Source organism: Pedobacter sp. PACM 27299, from assembly GCF_001412655.1.
GTDB lineage: Bacteria > Bacteroidota > Bacteroidia > Sphingobacteriales > Sphingobacteriaceae > Pedobacter.
Window position 1 is genome coordinate 874711 of the sequence record NZ_CP012996.1, and the last position, 18304, is coordinate 893014.

Sequence of the window (18304 nt, forward strand, 5' to 3'; positions counted from 1 at the left end):
CAAAAATGGCAATATTGCTTTTTTTGGGTTATCTTAGCACTATTCTATCCATATTCAATGAATAACGAAATCGATAAAGATCCACATCAACATATCATTATAAAGGGTGCCAGAGTCCATAATCTGAAGAATATAGACGTTGCAATCCCTAAAAACAAACTAGTGGTCATCACCGGAATGTCAGGTTCAGGGAAGTCATCCCTGGCTTTTGATACGCTATATGCCGAAGGTCAAAGACGTTATGTAGAAAGTCTTTCCTCTTATGCCCGCCAATTTATGGGTAGAATGAACAAACCGGATGTAGATTATATTAAAGGGATCGCACCAGCAATTGCGATTGAGCAAAAGGTGATCACTTCAAATCCGAGGTCTACAGTAGGTACTTCTACAGAAATTTACGACTACCTGAAGCTATTGTTTTCCAGAATAGGCAAAACCTTTTCACCGGTATCGGGCGAAATCGTGAAAAAAGATACGGTGAGCACAGTGGTGGATTTTATCTCTGGATTGGAGCCGGAAAGTGTAGTCACGATTTTTTGCCCATTATTTCCGCACAACAACAGGTCTATTAAAGAAGAATTGGCGGTATTACTGCAAAAAGGTTTTCTTAGAATCTTTTATAAAGGAGAGATTTTGAAAATAGAAGGCATTCTTGAGGATACTTCATTTGAAGATTTTGAACTGTCGGATGCCGATACCGTGAGAATTCTGATCGATCGGATTGTGGTGAATACAGATGAGGAAACCTTAAGCCGTGTGGCGGATTCTGTGCAAACAGGCTTTTTTGAAGGAAAAGGTGATCTATACGTAGAACATGATGGTAAATCGAATCATTTCTGTGACCGTTTTGAACTGGATGGCATTCGTTTCGATGAACCAACGCCTAATTTCTTCAGTTTCAACAACCCTTATGGTGCTTGTAAAAAATGTGAAGGCTACGGAAATGTAATTGGAATTGACGAAGATCTCGTGATTCCTGACAAGAGTAAAAGCTTATATGATAATGCAATCGCCCCATGGCGAGGAGAAAAAATGCGCGAATGGCTGAATAAGCTCATTAAGAACGCAGATAAATTTAACTTTCCTATCCACCGTCCATTTAACGAGCTTACTGAAGTGCAGCAAAGGTTGATCTGGACTGGGAATAAGTATTTTGCTGGATTAGATGCCTTTTTCAAAGAATTGGAAGAGCAGACGTTTAAAATTCAATACCGGGTAATGCTGTCCAGGTATCGTGGAAAAACCGTTTGTCCCGATTGTAAGGGCTCAAGATTACGCAAGGATGCTTCCTATGTGAAGATCAACGGCAAGTCAATTATTGATGTGGTTTTGATGCCTTTGGAAACTATCCTTAATTTTTTCAATCATTTGAAGCTATCTGATAATGATACAAAAATTGCAAAGCGACTATTGGCCGAAATTAGTAGTCGCGTACTGTTCTTAAATAACGTAGGGTTGGGCTATCTGACCTTAAACCGCTTATCTAACACCTTATCGGGTGGAGAATCGCAAAGAATTAACCTGGCCACTTCCTTAGGAAGTAGTTTGGTGGGTTCTATTTATGTTTTGGATGAGCCAAGTATCGGTTTACACCCAAGAGACACCAATAAACTGATTGAAGTACTCATCTCTTTGAGAAACGTTGGGAATACGGTTTTGGTGGTCGAGCATGAAGAGGAAATGATGAAGGCTGCAGACCATATTATAGATATAGGCCCTGAAGCGGGAACTCATGGTGGTCACCTCGTATTCAGCGGGACTTATAAAGAAATTATAAAAGATAAAAACAGCCTTACCGGACGTTACCTTTCCGGAGCCGAAAAGATTGCAATTCCTACGATGAGAAGGACATGGAAAGACCATGTGCTGATTAAAGGTGCCAGGGAAAACAACCTGAAAAATATTGATGTGAAATTTCCTTTAGGTGTTTTCACTGTAGTGACTGGTGTTTCTGGAAGTGGAAAAACCAGTTTAATCAAAAAGATCTTATATCCTGCTTTACAAAAGGCGATAGGTAACTATGCTGGTGAGCAAACCGGTGCTTATGATGGCATTTACGGGGATTATGAATTGGTGAGTCAGGTAGAAATGGTAGATCAGAATCCAATTGGCAGATCATCCAGATCCAATCCTGTAACCTATGTAAAGGCCTGGGATGATGTAAGGGCATTGTTTTCAGCTTTACCTGCTTCAAAAGCTGCCGGCTTAAAGCCTGCGGCATTCTCCTTCAACGTGGAAGGCGGACGCTGTGATGTTTGTCAGGGGGAAGGGGAAGTGAAAATTGAAATGCAATTCATGGCCGACATTTATCTTCCTTGCGAAGCTTGTGGCGGAAGAAGGTTTAAGCAACAGGTACTCGACATCACTTATAATGATAAAAATGTTGCGGATATCCTGGATATGACCATTGATGAAGCCGTTGGATTTTTCAAGGGTGAACCAAAAATTTTAACTAAACTACAGCCATTAGTAGATGTTGGCCTAGGTTATGTACACCTTGGTCAGTCTTCAAATACCTTATCTGGTGGAGAAGCCCAGCGCATCAAACTTGCTTCATTTTTGATCAAAGGAAACAATGCAAACAAGACCTTATTCATCTTTGATGAGCCAACAACTGGTTTGCATTTCCACGATATCAAGAAACTGCTGATCGCTTTGAATACTTTGATTGAACAAGGAAATACAATTCTGGTGATAGAGCACAATATGGACATGATTAAATCTGCGGATTGGATCATTGACATTGGTCCGGAAGGTGGCGATAAAGGTGGTCATGTTGTTTTTGAAGGTACGCCAGAAGATTTGGTATCCGCTAATTCATCATATACTGCGAAGTATTTATCAGCACACATGAAATAATTGTATCTTCGCGCATGCTATTTTTAACACTCTTTTTAGGGATAATTTTGAATATGGTTGGATACATTCCTCCGGGAAATATCAACCTGACAGTAGTTCAGATTACGATTACCCGAGGAATCAGACAGGCACTTTATTTTATTGGCGCTTTTTCCGCAATAGAGATACTGTTCACTTTTGGGGTGATGAGATTTGTACAATGGCTTTCCAGTGAGATTCAATTGGGCAGTATTATTGACGTGGTGATGGTCTTCATGTTTGGGATTTTGGGAGTGATTACCTGGAGATCAAGAAAGGAGATGCCGAAGGCCGACTATTCAAAAAAAGACAGTATTAAATATGGAATGCTGCTTGGGGTAGTAAATCCTATGCAAATTCCATATTGGTTATTTGTTGGAACTTATCTGATTTCTAAAGAGTGGATCGACATTGGTTACCTTTCTTTAACGGTTTTTAGTATAGGATCAGGGATCGGTGCTGCTTTAGCATTATATGGTTTTGCGCGTTTTGCACAGTATATACAGGAGAAATTTACGTTAAGCAGTTATGTAGTGAACAAAGGTATTGCCTTGTTGTTTTTTGCATTATCTGCTTATCACATTGTAAAAATCATCTATATCTATGGCTTCAAAAAATAGAAATGAATCTTTCATTTGAAGCCAATAGGGTATTCTTCAAATCTTAATTATTGGGTTTAGAGAAAGGGATCAGCTTCTTTACTGCTTAAGAAATTCAAGGTTCCATATCTTTTCCGCTTTTCTTCCGATGATCCAGAAAGATGCTGCAAGCACGCAAAAGAAAACTGCCTTATGCCAGCTGTCCCAGAAATATTCGAAATAGCGGGTATAAAGATTGATGAAAAGAAATGTAATACCGAATTCCCTTGCAATGTCATCTCTGTATTTTAAGCCGATAAATATACTGATGACGCAAGCTGATGCAGAAACTATGGCCCAATAGAATAAGCTCAGCTGTCTTACGCCATACCACTCCTCTAATGTGCCGAAATTTCCAAATACAGAAAGCAGCCATAATGAGAAGAAAAGATACATCATACCTATAATGTAAGTGATCTGGAAAAAGTGGCCCAGGCTTCTGGCTGAGGGATTGATAGCTGATGCTTCTTTTTTAGGAAGGGATTCTCCTACTTTTGTAGCTTCAGGCAATACTGCTGTTTCCAATGACCTGTTCTCTGCAGTCGCTGTGCTTTCTGATGGAGTCGTTCCTGAAAGTGTTCTTTTGCGAAATAAGGAAAAGCTTTTAATGTGGGCAGAAGAACCTTTCATCAAGAACGATGAGGCGGTGAGTACAAAGCCAAAGCAGACAAAGCGTAAGGGGTAATTCATGCCTATAAAGTACCAGTTTCCTCTGGATAAGTAACCGCTTTCCGTCCCAAACCAGGCGCCTAGAGAAATCAAGGCAAATGCCCAGATCAGTCTGGATTGGAAAATATAGGCGAGAATACCATAAATGAATACTGCAATGAGGAGTAACAATGAAAAGTGTGTGCCGCCGGCATGAATCGCTTTTCCTAAATACGCGATGGCATTGGCGGTGAGCATCACGGCAGTAAAGACCAATGCTTCATTGCTAAATACTTCCTGCGACTTTGTTTTTTTTCTTTTGAAACTTAGGTAATACAAATAGCCTGCAGCAATTGCAGAAAGCAAACTGATCACACCATCAGAAGTCTGATACAAGCTTTCCAGATATTTGAGCACTTTATTGTCTACCAATAATGCACCAAGGGAGATAACCCCACAAGCCATTGCAATCCAAAAAGAATATTGAGCTAACCTTCTCCAATCAAAATGCTTTGTCTCATAACTGCTGCGTAGCTTTTCGACCTGTGCCGGACTCAATAATTTTTGTTCCTGCCAATGTTCGAGCATCTCCTCTAAAAATTCACTTTTCTCAGCGTCTAGTTTCATTAAAATGTAGGTATGATTTTTAAAAGCATGGTCCTAAATTAAGCTTATATATATGATTTATCGTATAATGATCTCGATTAATTCCTTTTTAAGGAAAACTGTTTTATTCGTATCATCACGCAATAAAAATATAAACATCCTAATACTGGTATAGGTTTCCTGCTGCATTGAATGATAGAATTCTATCTACTGATCGCTCCATCGATCTTACTGTCTAACAGGTTATGGATCCCTTTATTAACTGTTGTTTTCAATGCCTTTAAAATAAAAAAGCCCCCAAAAAATATTTAAATTTTGGGGGCTACTCTAAACTTCTGGGCTATACAAGCTGAATTTGACAGCTGTAGAATGCAGGTCCGGGGACTCTATAAATCGTTACAAACACTTTGCAGCACAGGCAGCAAAATCATAATTGCTATATCCTGGTATAGATTTCTGGTTAACTGAACAATTCTGGTACCTTCTTGCTGTTACCAACAATCCATACGATATCTTCATTTTCGAATACCAAATTAGAATCCGGATTTAATATTCTTTCTCCTTTTCGTTCTACGCCGACAACCAGTCCCTGGGTTTTTTCACGGATTCCAGAACTGCGGATACTTTGTCCATAGACTGGAGAACTGCTGTTAATGACAATTTTTTGTAATGTCATATCCTTTTTAGGGAAATGAGATTCTTCCAGCAATTCCTCTTTTACACCTTCAAATAATGGTTTAATAGCGGCCAGCTGGTCATCCGTACCAATTACCAATACCTTATCATTCGGATATAATCTTTCGTCCCTTGCTGGCGTTGGAATCATAATTTTTCCACGTTCAATCAAGGCAATATTGATCCCATATTTTTCTCTTATCGACAAGTCGATCAATGTTTTTCCAACCAATTCTGATTCTGGAGCCACCACCAATTCTGCAAGGTGGGTATCCCAAGGCAAAATTTCTGGCTGTTCATTTTGTTTTTCACGAGCATTCAGGTTCAACAGGAACCTGCTTTCCATTTTATTATAGAATCCTTGCAGCTTTCTGGAGAAGATGAACATACCTAGAATGATCAGTGCAATGGCCACCACTACAGCAATCCAATTGCTATAAAATTGATAGATCAGGAAGCCAACAAAGAATAGCGCCAATGAAATTCTCAGCACCTCTAAAGCTACCAATGGGCCACGTGTATATTTCTTATTCAGCCATAAATGAGAATAGGCTTTTTTCTCTATTTTTCTAATCGCCAATGCCCATAAGAATGGGGTCATGAGGATCAATGTCAGGATTAAACTGATGATAATTCCATTATGACCGTTGATGATGTTTTCTGTAATAAAAGGCTGCAGGTATTTTGAACCCAGGAAAACAATGGCAATTATGATCACTGAGTGAATAATTGTATTAAAAGTATAAGATTTCAAAAGTACTTTCCAGTCGCTCATGGTGGTAATACCAGCGGTACTTGAACTGTATCTATTGATCGCTTCCACCCATTTTTTAGGCAGCGTACGCTCCAGGAAATTGTAAAAAGGTTCAGAAGCCTGGATTAAATAAGGCGTGGTAAAAGTAGTGATTGCAGAGACTGCTACCGCGATAGGGTATAGGAAATCACTGGTTACTTTAAGTGTTAAGCCAAGTGTGGCGATAATAAATGAAAACTCCCCGATTTGTGCTAAACTTAAACCTGTTTGCACAGAAGTTTTTAAAGGCTGACCGGAAAGTAAAGCTCCCATACCAGAGCTCAGGAACTTTCCTAAAATCGTAGCGATGGTAATCACAAAAATTGGTACTGCATAATCGATCAGGATACTTGGATCGATCATCATCCCTACAGATACGAAAAATATCGCTGCAAAAAGATCTTTTACAGACTTCGTCAGGTGCTCAATACGTTCTGCCTGAGTGGTTTCTGCCAGGATGGAACCCATAATAAAAGCACCAAGAGCAGGAGAGAAACCAACTTTAACGGCCAGTAATACCATTAATAAACACAAGGCAATAGAGACAATCAGCATCGTCTCATCATTCATCAGTTTCTTCGTCGCTTTCAGGAAAGTAGGCACTAAGAAAATACCACCAATGAACCATAAAATCAGGAAGAAACTAAGTTTTAGAATAGAGATCAGCATATCTGCACCTGCAAACTGCTGACTGACGGCTAGGGTAGACAATAATACTAATAACAAAATAGCCACTAAATCTTCTACAATCAGTACCCCGAAAACTAGTCCGGCGAACTTCTTATGTTTTACGCCAAGCTCTTCAAATGCACGGATAATGATCGTTGTAGAAGAAACAGAAAGAATACCTCCGAGAAAAATACTGTCCATCGTAGACCATCCCATCACCTTACCAGCGGCAAAACCAATCAAGAGCATAAATACGACTTCCACAATTGCAGTAATGGAAGCGGAACCGCCTACCTTGACCAGTTTCTTGAAACTGAACTCCAGTCCTAAGCTAAATAGCAAGAAGATCACCCCGATTTCTGCCCAGATGGTGATGCTGGCATTGTCGGTAACGGTAGGGATGAAATTAATATGTGGGCCAACCAGAAGTCCGGCAAGGATGTATCCCAGTACCAGTGGCTGTTTTATTTTTTTAAATAATAGAGTAGTGATCGCAGCTGCGGCAAGTATTAAACCTAAGTCAGTGATTAATACGGGTAAATGTATCATAGAAAATGTGTTTTTTTAAAGTTATAAAATAATATCGATGGGATTTCGACAATATTTAGCTACCAAAAAACATGTTTAGGATATAGAAAATTGAAAATATATGCATATCCAAAATTCTGAAATACGTGATACGTTCTGGTAATGACCAGTGGAATATATAATGTTTTATCCGCATTTCTTAGAAAGAACCAAGGCGTGTAGGATTGTTTTTGTGTCGGATGACTGATATAGGAAATGTCCTCAAAAAAGACCTTTTTTAAAGAAGTGCGTGCCTTAGAAAGTGGATTGAAATAGTGTTTCTTGGTGCTGAAATTGGATTTGCTCACATAAGGGCTCACCTGATCAACACCTTTTCCTTGTGCGGTTTGCAAGGAAATTACCTGGCTGAAAAATAAAAATATAGCAGATAATAAAAACCTCATTGCCGTAAATATAGCAAAAAAAAGCCTTTTTTCCGAGTAAAAAGGCTTTTAAATGCGGGTTACTTCGTTTTTTCGAAATAAGCCAAAGTAGCTAATTTATCCTGATGGAGCTGAATTTTAAGCGTCTCTAAACCTGTAAATTTCACATCATGACGTAAAAACTCGAGAAAAGTCATCGTAATATATTGACCGTAGATCTCTTTATTGAAATCGAAAATGTTGACTTCAATATTTCTGGTCATGCCGTTAATGGTTGGGCGCTGCCCGATATAGGCCATTCCCTTATAAGATTCAGTGCCCATGTCAATAGTTACGGCGTAAATTCCGTCCGAAGGGATCAGTTTATAAGTCTCTTCGAGAAAGATGTTTGCTGTTGGAAAACCAATCGTTCTACCGATTTTATCGCCTTTAATTACCCGGCCATGGATAGAAAAATTATAGCCTAAATAATTTGCAGCCAAGGCTACCTCACCATTCAGCAATGCTTTTCTGATTTTCGTAGAGCTTACCCCTACATCATCCACATCCTGCTCTGCGATCTCTTCAATTTTATAGTCGAATTGTTTGGATAACATTTCAAGTTCCTGCAATCCCCCTTTACGGTCTTTCCCAAAGCGGTGGTCGTAACCTACAATCAGCTGTTTAATGCCTATGGTGTCCACTAAAATGTTTTTAATGTATTCTGCAGGACTAAGGTTAGAAAAGTCTCTGGTAAAAGGAGTGATGATCAAATGATCAACGCCTAATTCCGAAAGAATCTTTATTTTCTCCTCTATCGTGTTGATCAGTTTCAAATCCTGGTTTTCAGGATCGATGATCATTCTTGGATGCGGAAAAAAGGTCAGTATTACACTCTCGCCACCAGTAGATTTTGCCAGTTCACAAAGTCTTTTGATGATTTTCTGATGTCCATAATGTACTCCGTCGAAAGTTCCTATAGTGGCAACGGCGTTGTCTAATTTTTTAAACTCAGAAAGATGGTGATATGTTTTCATCAGCTTGTTTTATGATTGTTGTTTTTGCTGCAGGTTTAATTGGTGGTTCTGGTTTACTATGGTGTTGTTTTTTACTATGGTCTTATTATTTATAAAGGCGTTTCATCTTTTTGACTGTGTCTTAGCGATCATGCTATGACTATCTATTGTGAATACGGCATCAAATTAGTTAATGTAAGGACTGCCGTTTCAGCACTACGCCACCTTTAATGTCTGCAATCTGCTGCTGGACTACAAAAGCATCTGGATCAATGTTCCTGATTTCTGTTTGCAGTTTTCCCATTTCCAGCTTGGTCAGTACTGTGTATAAAATGTCGATGTCTTTCTTTACGCCGTAACCGCCTTCTCCTTTATAAATGGTAACACCGCGTTTCATAGTTTCAATAATGTATTCTTTGATCTCATCGCTTTTATCTGAAATGATCGTAACACCTGTATATTGTTCCAGGCCGTTCACTACAAAATCAATGGTATTGGTGGCCGATAGATACGTTAAAATCGCATACATGGCCGTTTCCATACCTAGAAATATCGCGGCAAAAGAAAATATAATGATGTTTAATATCAGGATGATATTCCCAACGGTGAGCATGCTATTTCTACTGATGTACAAAGCCAAAACTTCTGTACCATCAATCACGCAGCCGCCTCGCATGGCCATTCCGATTCCTCCTCCAAGAAAGAAACCACCAAAAAAAGCGATCAGCAATGGAACGTGGGTAACCGGCTGAAAAGGGAGTACCACCAGGAAAATCGCCAGTGCTGTAATTGCCAGGGCAGTTTTTAGCGCAAATGCTTTTCCGATTTGCTTGTAACCGAGAAGAATAAAAGGAATATTGATGAGTATGATGAGGTAGGAGAGTTTCCAACCGGTTAGCGTACTGATCAAAAGAGAAATACCTGTAACCCCACCATCAATGAAATTATTGGGGATCAAAAAGCTTTTCAAACCAAAACAGGCAGATACGACGCCACAAGTAATCAGTAAGAAGTCTTTTAAGGACCTTGCATTTTTACTTTTAAAATGGCTTTGCATCACATATTAGATTTGTGGCGCTGCTGGAGCAACCGGTAATTCTTTTTTACTACGTAGGTGAGCAACTAAATCTGCCACTTCATAAGCGTTTTCTAAAGAGAAATTTCCGCTGCGTGTACGTGTTAAAGCAGATAGGTAAGCCCCATTGTTTAAATGTTTTCCAAAATCGGAGATCAGCGACCTGATATAAGTTCCCTTACTGCAAACAATCCTGAAGTCAACTTCCGGAAGGGCAATACGTGTGATTTCAAATTCAGAAACCGTCACAAAACGCAAACGAAGTTCTGTTTCTTCACCACGACGTGCTTTTACGTATAAGCGTTCACCGTTTACCTTTACGGCAGAATGTGCCGGTGGGTATTGCTGAATATCTCCTGTGAAAGGTGCAGTAGCGGCATAAATTGCCTCCTCAGTGATTCCGTCTATAGGATATTCCTGATCTACTACAGTCTCCATATCAAAAGAAGGAGTAGAAGCACCCAGGATCATTGTTCCTGTATATTCTTTATCTTCCGCTTGAAATGTATCAATTTGCTTGGTTAATTTTCCGGTGCAAAGGATCAGTAACCCTGTAGCCAGAGGATCTAATGTACCCGCATGACCCACTTTCACCTTTAAGGGTTTTAGCGAATTTCTAATTTTTCCAACTACATCAAAGCTGGTCCACTGATAAGGCTTGTTGATGAGTAACAGTTCACCTTCAGCAAAATTAAAGTCTGGAAAGGTCTTCGTATTTAAGTTATTTTCACTCTCTGTCATTGCAATACACGCTATTTTTTAATACGTTTTCTTTGTAATTTTTTTTGTTGATCAAGGTTTTCAAATGAGAAAAAGCTGGTCAACCTGTTTTATCAAATTCGTTTTTCCGGTTGATCAAGGTTTTCAAATGAGAAATCCACTAAGCAAGCTGTTTGTCAAACTCACTTGTCCGGTTGGTCAACGTTTTCAAATGAAGACCCATCAAGCAACCTTTTTTGCAAAAGACTGAATTTTTTAAATCAAGTATAGCTTTAGCCAGTTTTAATGCTGATTAAATCGCCAGGTCGATTCCCGAGAAATAAAGCGCGAGAATAACCACCCCAATAATAATTCTATAATAACCAAAAACCCTGAACCCATGTTTCGATAAAAACCCAATAAATGATTTTATCGCAATAATCGCTACAATAAAAGCAATTACGTTACCAAAAAGCAAAAGTTTGATGTTATCTCCATTTAACAAATGAGCACCTTTTAAAAGCTTATAACCTGTTGCTGCGCACATCGTTGGAACGGCTAAAAAGAAGGAGAATTCTGCGGCTGCATGTCGGGTTAATTTCTGCTGCATACCACCGATAATGGTCGCTGCACTTCTGCTTAAACCTGGAAATACAACTGCCAATACCTGGAAACAACCAATTTTAAAGGCAGACATGTTGGTGATGTCGGCTTCATGATCAATCTCTGGATTTTTAAACACTTTGTCGATAAAGAGCAGCACAATACCACCTAACAACAAGATGACCGCAATAAAGATCGGACTTCCCAGTTTATCATCAATAAAATCATTGAGTAAATAGCCAAATCCCAATGCAGGAATTACAGCGATCAGGAGTTTCACATAAAACTGCCATTTACTGAAGTCAAAAAACTTCTTCCAATACAGCACAACAACAGCTAGAATTGCGCCCAGTTGTATGGCAACTTCAAATAGTTTTACAAATTCATCATTTCCAATTCCCATTACTGCACTGGCAATCACCATGTGGCCGGTAGAAGAAACTGGCAAAAACTCCGTTAGCCCCTCTATAATAGCGAGGATCAGGGCCTGTAAATAGTTCATAGAGGCAGGTTATTTTTTTAGAATGGCATAAACTCCAAAGGCAAATCCAAATAACACCGTCATTGGTGCTAAAGTGGTTTTTCTGAAGTCGTAAATATCAGTGGTTCCCATCATTAAGATAAAGCCCAATACTACAATTGCGATGCTGATCAATAGCAATTGATAGTTCTTTTTTGTAAAAACAAGTTCAGATTTGCTTTCCTGATTTACAGGAACTGTTTTTTTCTCTGTCATTAGTTATAAAGGTCGTAAATTTTTAAACGTAAATATTTGCTGACTGCAAACGCAGTGCTGATGGCGGTAATAAAGATACCAACGCCTACTAAGCTCAGCAATACAATACCAAATTCTGTATAATTTCTTAGAATAATGATTTCAGGAATTTCTCTTTGTGCATAATACAAAATACCCAACAGAATTAAAATCGCGATAAATGCAGCGATTAAACCATGTAATGCTGCCAATAGAATGAAAGGCTTGCGGATAAAGTTTCTGGTAGCGCCAACCAATTGCATACTTTTAATTAAAAAGCGCTGCGAATAAATGGCCAGACGGATGGTATTGTTAATTAAAGCAATGGAAATCACCAATAGGATCGCTGCAAAAGCAAGGATAATCAAACCAATGGTATTGATGTTTTTATTGACCATATCAATTAAAGAGCTTTGATAAATCACCTCTTTAACCACCGGATTTTTTGCAATGCTTGCTTTTAAGGCGTCAATACTTTTATTATTGGCATAATCTGCTTTCAAATAAACATCCACAGTGGAAAGTAAGGGGTTATATCCTAAAAAGTTTACGAAATCTTCGCCTAGATCGGTGGTCAGATTTTTTGCCGCCATCTCTTTATTCACATATTGTGTGTTTTTGATCGCTGGATTCGCATTCAACTCCTTTTGGAAAGTTAAAACATCCGCTTCTTTTGCGCCTTCATCCACAATGATGTTCAATACGATATTCTCTTTAACGTAGTTGGAAAGATTTTTTGCATGTACTAAAATCAAACCCAACATACCCAGCATCAATAGCACCAAAGCTATACTGAAAATCGTAGAAATATAAATGGTTTTTGTCTTCTTAGAAGCATCGCTAACTTCAAATTCTTCCATGTATGTGTTTTTATGTTGTGCGAAAATAAAAAAATATAAGCAACTAATTTAAAATTATAGCCTTTATCCCTATTTAATCTTTAAAACTACAACGTCTGATCGCTTAAAATAGTTTAGCAAGCCAGGTTATATCCTTCCTATTTTAAAGAAGAAACATTAGTCTACGCAATTCTTGTGTAACATTTTTGTACCAAAACGGAATGTTTAGCGTTATTTTCGTGTTGGCGATCAGATTGGAGCATATAATGAATACCATGCTGTGCTCCGGATTAAATGAGAAAGTCAATCCAACCTATTTAGTAAAATCAATTGAAAAACAACAAAACCACCTATGAAGAAACAACTTACTTTCGCTACAATGCTGCTGCTTTTCATGGCAGGGATCGCCACGGGATGTAAAAAGGAAACTGGAGCAGACAGGTCACTAAAAAAGAAAATAGAAGGCAAGTGGCAGGTCTCCAAAGTAGAAACAACAATTGAAGGGACAGCAATGACGACCTATACCGGCATTCCAACCGATTTTTTCGAATTCCGCAATGACGATAATGACCAGGTAGAAGTAAGTATCGGAGCACAGCGGACACTCGGCACCTATGCTACGCTGGCAAATGACGACCTGAACCTGTCTTTATCCGGAAAAATACTCAAAAGTGTAGTGAACACCATTACCGACAATAAGTTTGAATTCACGGCCACCGTTGAGGGCTCTAGTCCTAAAGAAGTCAGAAAATACTACTTGAGCAGATAAAATTAAAGACAATAGCATCCCTATTCGCTAAACGCTGCCCTATTGTTTTCAAAAACAATATGGGCAGCTTTTTTTATATTTGCCTGAAGCCCTCCAATTTGAAAACCTCAGGGCTGGTATATGACGGAAAACAACGGCAATTTTTTAGGCTCCTTACCGAGATTTCTTAACCAGAATACCATTTTTTGTTACCTGTTAAAATGGACCATCATCTGTATTTTGGTGGGTGCTGCTGCAGGAACACTTTCCGCCTTGTTTCTTAGCCTTTTAAATTTAGCAACCGATTTCAGAAACAGTCATCCTCAGATGATCTATCTGCTGCCATTAGCCGGTTTTTTTATCGGCTTCATTTATTATCATAAAGGAAAGGGTGTAGAAAGAGGAAACAACCTTGTTTTTGATACGATCCACAATCCTAAAGATGTGATCCCATTTAAAATGACACCTTTAGTGTTATTTGGTACCATCATCACCCATTTGTTTGGTGGTTCTGCAGGACGGGAAGGAACGGCTTTACAAATGGCTGCCTCAACTGCTGACCAATTGCACCAACCTTTTCAGCTTAGCCATTCCGATCGGAAAATCCTGCTGATTGCCGGATTAAGTGCCGGTTTTGCGGCTGTTTTTGGTACGCCATGGGCAGGTGCTGTGTTTGGAATTGAAGTATTACTAATGGGTAAAATCCCTCAGAAATCTATATTCCCTGCAATTGCAGCCGCATTTATTGGCGCTTATGTAACCGGATTATGGGGCGTAGGACATACCCATTACCACATCAACTTTGTGCCTAAAATATCCATGATGGGTGTGCTTTATAGCATTGTGGCCGGTCTTGCCTTCAGCATTGCTGCAGTTTCCTTTGTCAGGGTCACCGATTTACTCTCCTCCATTTTCAAAAAAATAGAATATCCGGCAATTCGTCCCGTCATTGGCGGTTTTATTGTGCTTGGAATTGTGCTGCTGCTGGGTACCTATAAATATATTGGATTAGGAATTCCGGTCATTGTAGCTGCTTTTCAACAAGCTTCACAACCAGCCGATTTCGCCTGGAAAATCTTACTCACCGCCATCACACTAGCCGCCGGATTTAAAGGCGGAGAGGTAACCCCATTGTTTTTTATCGGTGCCACGCTTGGCAGCGCGCTAGCTGTTTTTCTACCCCTGCCAGTTGGCCTGCTTGCAGGAATGGGCTTTGTAGCCGTGTTTGCCGGAGCCGCTAAAACACCAATTGCCTGCTGTATCATGGCTTTCGAATTGTTTGGTGTTTCCTGCGGATGGTACGTCGCCATTGCCTGTGTGATTGCTTTCCTCGCCTCCGGACACCATAGTATCTACAATGCGCCTGAAAATAAAAGCCCTAAACATTTACTTTTTGGCAGGCTGGGGATTTAACAGCGGCAATCCTGCTAGTAAATCCATCAAAATAAAGCCCCTAAACGACCTATTTTAGAAAGCGTTTCTAATCCAATCTTTATTTCCTTATTTTCGCGCTATATATAAGGATATAAGGCAAAGCTGTAATGGATTATCAATTTAAAGAAATAGAACAAAAGTGGCAAGAGTTTTGGGCTAAAAATCAAACGTTTAAAGCAGAAGATCAGTCTGCGAAACCTAAGTTTTACGTACTGGATATGTTTCCTTACCCTTCGGGAGCAGGCTTACATGTGGGCCACCCGCTCGGTTATATTGCCTCCGATATATTTACCAGATATAAAAGGTTAAAAGGATACAATGTATTGCATCCGATGGGATATGATTCTTTTGGTTTGCCAGCAGAACAATATGCGATTCAAACCGGTCAGCATCCGGCATTAACTACGGAAACCAATATCAATACTTACAGAAGACAATTAGACCAGATCGGTTTCTCTTTTGATTGGAGTAAAGAAGTACGTACCAGTGACCCTGAATATTATAAATGGACACAGTGGATCTTTATGCAGCTGTTCAATTCCTGGTATAACAAGGAAACTGACCGCGCGGAAGACATCACCAGCTTAATAGAAAAATTTAATGCTTCAGGCAGCACTGATGTAAAAGCCGTTTGCGATGAAGATACCAAGTCTTTCCTGCCAAGCGACTGGGCCACAATGACCCCAGAAGAAAAACAGGAAGAACTGTTAAAATACCGTTTAACTTATCTTAGAGAAAGTACGGTAAACTGGTGCCCGGCATTGGGAACAGTATTGGCAAATGATGAGGTGATCGGTGGATACTCAGAACGTGGTGGCCATCCGGTTGAGCAAAAGAAAATGATGCAGTGGAGCATGCGCATTTCAGCGTATGCAGAGCGATTGCTGCAAGGATTAAACACGATCGACTGGCCAGAGCCGGTAAAAGAAATGCAGCGCAACTGGATTGGAAAAAGTGTGGGCGCAAGCGTTCGCTTTAAAATCGAAGGTGCAGCAGACCTAAGCGGATTAACCCAGGATTATATTGAAGTATTCACCACTCGTGTAGACACAATTTTTGGTGTTTCTTACCTGGTGCTCGCACCAGAGCATGAGTTGGTGACTGTTTTGACTAAGCCAGAGCAACTGGATGGTGTAAATAACTATATCGCTCAAACGAAGAAAAAGTCTGAGTTAGACCGTATGTCTGATGTAAAAACCGTTTCCGGTGCATTTACAGGTTCGTATGTGATCAATCCGGTAAGCGGCGAACGCGTACAATTGTGGATCGCAGATTACGTATTGGCAGGATATGGAACAGGTGCCGTGATGGGCGTGCCTAGCGGTGATCAGCGCGATTGGTTATTTGCAACTCATTTCAATTTACCAATTGTACAAATCTTGGATGGTCAGAAAGACATCGAAGTACAAGCAGATTCGACTAAAGAAGGTAAATACATCAACTCTGGTTTCATCAATGGGATGACTTATGCTGAAGCTACAGAAACCTTGAACAACTGGTTAGAAGCGGAAGGCGTAGGAAAAGCGAAAATTAATTACCGCATGCGTGATGCGATCTTTGGTCGCCAGCGCTATTGGGGAGAGCCAATTCCAGTATATTTTAAAAACGGATTGCCTTACCTGATCAAGGAAGAAGAATTACCTTTATTACTTCCTGAAATCGATAAATATTTACCTACAGAAAGTGGCGAACCGCCATTGGGAAGAGCTGAAAACTGGAGTTATGATGATCAGTATGAATATGAATTGAGCACCATGCCAGGTTGGGCAGGTTCGAGCTGGTATTGGTACCGATATATGGACGCCAATAATCATTCGGCTTTTGCTTCGGAAGAAGCCATTGAATATTGGAAAGATGTAGATTTATACATTGGTGGTGCAGAACATGCTACCGGGCACTTATTGTACAGTCGCTTTTGGAATAAGTTCCTGAAAGATCTTGGACACGTAAAAGCGGAAGAGCCTTTCAAGAAACTGATCAACCAGGGTATGATTCAGGGAAGATCTAATTTCGTATACCGTGTGGTAGATGAAGAAGGAAAAGGAACGAATACTTTAGTTTCCTATGGACTAAGAAAAGACTATAAAACTACGCCGCTGCACGTTGATGTAAACATCGTAGAGAATGAAATCTTAAATATTCCTGCTTTTAAACTGTTCAGACCTGAATTTGCTGATGCAGAATTTATCCTGGAAAATGGAAAATATATCTGTGGTGTAGAGGTAGAGAAAATGTCTAAATCTAAATTCAATGTTGTAAATCCTGATGTATTGATCGCCAGTTATGGTGCCGATACTTTGAGAATGTACGAAATGTTTTTAGGACCATTGGAACAGAGCAAACCATGGAATACCAATGGAATTGAAGGCGTATTTAAATTCCTTCGTAAATTCTGGAGGTTATTCCATAATGATGCATGGGTATTCCATGTGAGTGATTCAGTTCCTGCAAAAGCAGAATTGAAAGCATTGCATAAAATCATTAAAAAGGTGCAGGATGATGTGGAACGTTTCTCGTTCAATACTTCTGTTTCCAGCTTTATGATTGCTGTGAATGAGCTGACTGAGCTAAAATGTAAAAACCGTCAGGTATTAGAAGACCTGGTTGTGGTACTTTCTCCTTATGCACCACATATCTGTGAAGAACTTTGGGCAAATCTAGGCCATGATGCAGGAAGTTTATCTTATGCAAAATATCCGGAATTCAATCCTGCATATATGGTAGAAGATGAGTTCTCGTACCCGGTATCCGTAAATGGGAAAACCAGGTTGAACCTTAATCTAAGTCTGACTTTAGAAGCTAAAGAGATCGAAGAGATTGTATTGGCAGATGAGCAGGTGCAAAAATATCTGGAAGGTAAAACCCCTAAAAAGGTGATTATCGTGAAAGGACGTATTGTGAACCTTGTGATCTAATCAAATGTTCCTATTTTGAATAAAAACGCGCTGGGCATTATGTTCAGCGCGTTTTCTGTTTTAGTAGTGTTCGTGTCTTCTGGGGTTTTTATGAAGCTCTGGCAAAGCCGAGAGTCGGTCTTACTAGAGCATTGGGCCCTACAAGGCCCTACCAGCCCCCTGCTGGAACGCTCTTAGTACTCTGGAAGTGTAGAAGCCAAATAAAGGACATTTAGATTTCCTCCCGCTTTTTCATTCGGCTTTTTCTTTGGAATTTTTTTTTGGATTTGTTTTCACCGGTCAAAAAATGCAATTCACCGTAAAATAATTGCCAGAAATCTAAAATCTATAGTCCTGAATTGTAACAATAGATACCTTCGTTAGACTAAATAACAAACCGGAAAGCG

14 protein-coding genes are annotated in these 18304 nt (G+C 39.6%); 5 read left to right on the forward strand and 9 right to left on the reverse strand.

What is annotated here, in order from left to right:
* The first annotated feature begins 57 nt into the window (after positions 1-57).
* Positions 58-2859, forward strand: a complete 2802-nt coding sequence (gene uvrA, locus AQ505_RS03710; protein WP_062546930.1) for an excinuclease ABC subunit UvrA — start codon at positions 58-60, stop codon at positions 2857-2859.
* Positions 2860-2912: 53 nt separating this feature from the next.
* Positions 2913-3497: a lysine transporter LysE gene (locus AQ505_RS03715; protein ID WP_231635017.1), complete on the forward strand. Its 585-nt coding sequence runs from the start codon at positions 2913-2915 to the stop codon at positions 3495-3497.
* 78 nt (positions 3498-3575) lie between these two features.
* Here AQ505_RS03715 and AQ505_RS26790 read toward each other — a convergent pair whose 3' ends face one another.
* The 9 genes from AQ505_RS26790 to AQ505_RS03760 all read right to left on the reverse strand — a co-directional run bounded on the left by AQ505_RS26790 (position 3576) and on the right by AQ505_RS03760 (position 12842).
* Positions 3576-4790, reverse strand: coding sequence for a DUF2157 domain-containing protein (locus AQ505_RS26790; protein WP_062546932.1), 1215 nt, complete (start codon positions 4788-4790; stop codon positions 3576-3578).
* Between the two features lie 439 nt (positions 4791-5229).
* Positions 5230-7455 (reverse strand): cation:proton antiporter, encoded by a 2226-nt coding sequence (locus AQ505_RS03725; protein ID WP_062546933.1) that lies wholly within the window; start codon positions 7453-7455, stop codon positions 5230-5232.
* 59 nt (positions 7456-7514) lie between these two features.
* Positions 7515-7877, reverse strand: a complete 363-nt coding sequence (locus AQ505_RS03730; protein WP_062546934.1) for a hypothetical protein — start codon at positions 7875-7877, stop codon at positions 7515-7517.
* 59 nt (positions 7878-7936) lie between these two features.
* Complete coding sequence (locus AQ505_RS03735) at positions 7937-8872, reverse strand: bifunctional riboflavin kinase/FAD synthetase (protein WP_062546935.1); 936 nt, start codon at positions 8870-8872, stop codon at positions 7937-7939.
* A gap of 169 nt (positions 8873-9041) precedes the next feature.
* Entirely contained in the window at positions 9042-9908 is an 867-nt protein-coding gene (locus AQ505_RS03740) for a YitT family protein (RefSeq protein WP_062546936.1), read from the reverse strand.
* 6 nt (positions 9909-9914) lie between these two features.
* A complete protein-coding gene (gene truB, locus AQ505_RS03745; RefSeq protein ID WP_062546937.1) occupies positions 9915-10667 on the reverse strand; it encodes a tRNA pseudouridine(55) synthase TruB in 753 nt (250 codons plus the stop codon).
* 271 nt (positions 10668-10938) lie between these two features.
* Complete coding sequence (locus AQ505_RS03750) at positions 10939-11730, reverse strand: undecaprenyl-diphosphate phosphatase (RefSeq protein ID WP_062546938.1); 792 nt, start codon at positions 11728-11730, stop codon at positions 10939-10941.
* 9 nt (positions 11731-11739) lie between these two features.
* Positions 11740-11964 carry a DUF3098 domain-containing protein gene (locus tag AQ505_RS03755; RefSeq protein WP_062546939.1) on the reverse strand — a complete coding sequence of 75 codons (225 nt, stop codon included), beginning with the start codon at positions 11962-11964 and terminating at the stop codon, positions 11740-11742.
* Positions 11964-12842, reverse strand: a complete 879-nt coding sequence (locus tag AQ505_RS03760; protein WP_062546940.1) for a cell division protein FtsX — start codon at positions 12840-12842, stop codon at positions 11964-11966. Before AQ505_RS03760 ends, AQ505_RS03755 begins: the two co-directional genes overlap by 1 nt.
* 331 nt (positions 12843-13173) lie before the next feature.
* On the opposite strand from AQ505_RS03760, the gene AQ505_RS03765 reads away from it, so the two are divergent.
* The 3 genes from AQ505_RS03765 to leuS all read left to right on the forward strand — a co-directional run bounded on the left by AQ505_RS03765 (position 13174) and on the right by leuS (position 17918).
* Positions 13174-13590, forward strand: a complete 417-nt coding sequence (locus AQ505_RS03765; RefSeq protein ID WP_062546941.1) for a lipocalin family protein — start codon at positions 13174-13176, stop codon at positions 13588-13590.
* Positions 13591-13710: 120 nt separating this feature from the next.
* Positions 13711-14982, forward strand: coding sequence for a voltage-gated chloride channel family protein (locus AQ505_RS03770; protein ID WP_082461400.1), 1272 nt, complete (start codon positions 13711-13713; stop codon positions 14980-14982).
* Between the two features lie 128 nt (positions 14983-15110).
* On the forward strand, positions 15111-17918 hold the full coding sequence (leuS, locus tag AQ505_RS03775; RefSeq protein ID WP_062546942.1) for a leucine--tRNA ligase: 2808 nt from the start codon (positions 15111-15113) through the stop codon (positions 17916-17918).
* The last annotated feature ends 386 nt before the right edge of the window (positions 17919-18304 follow it).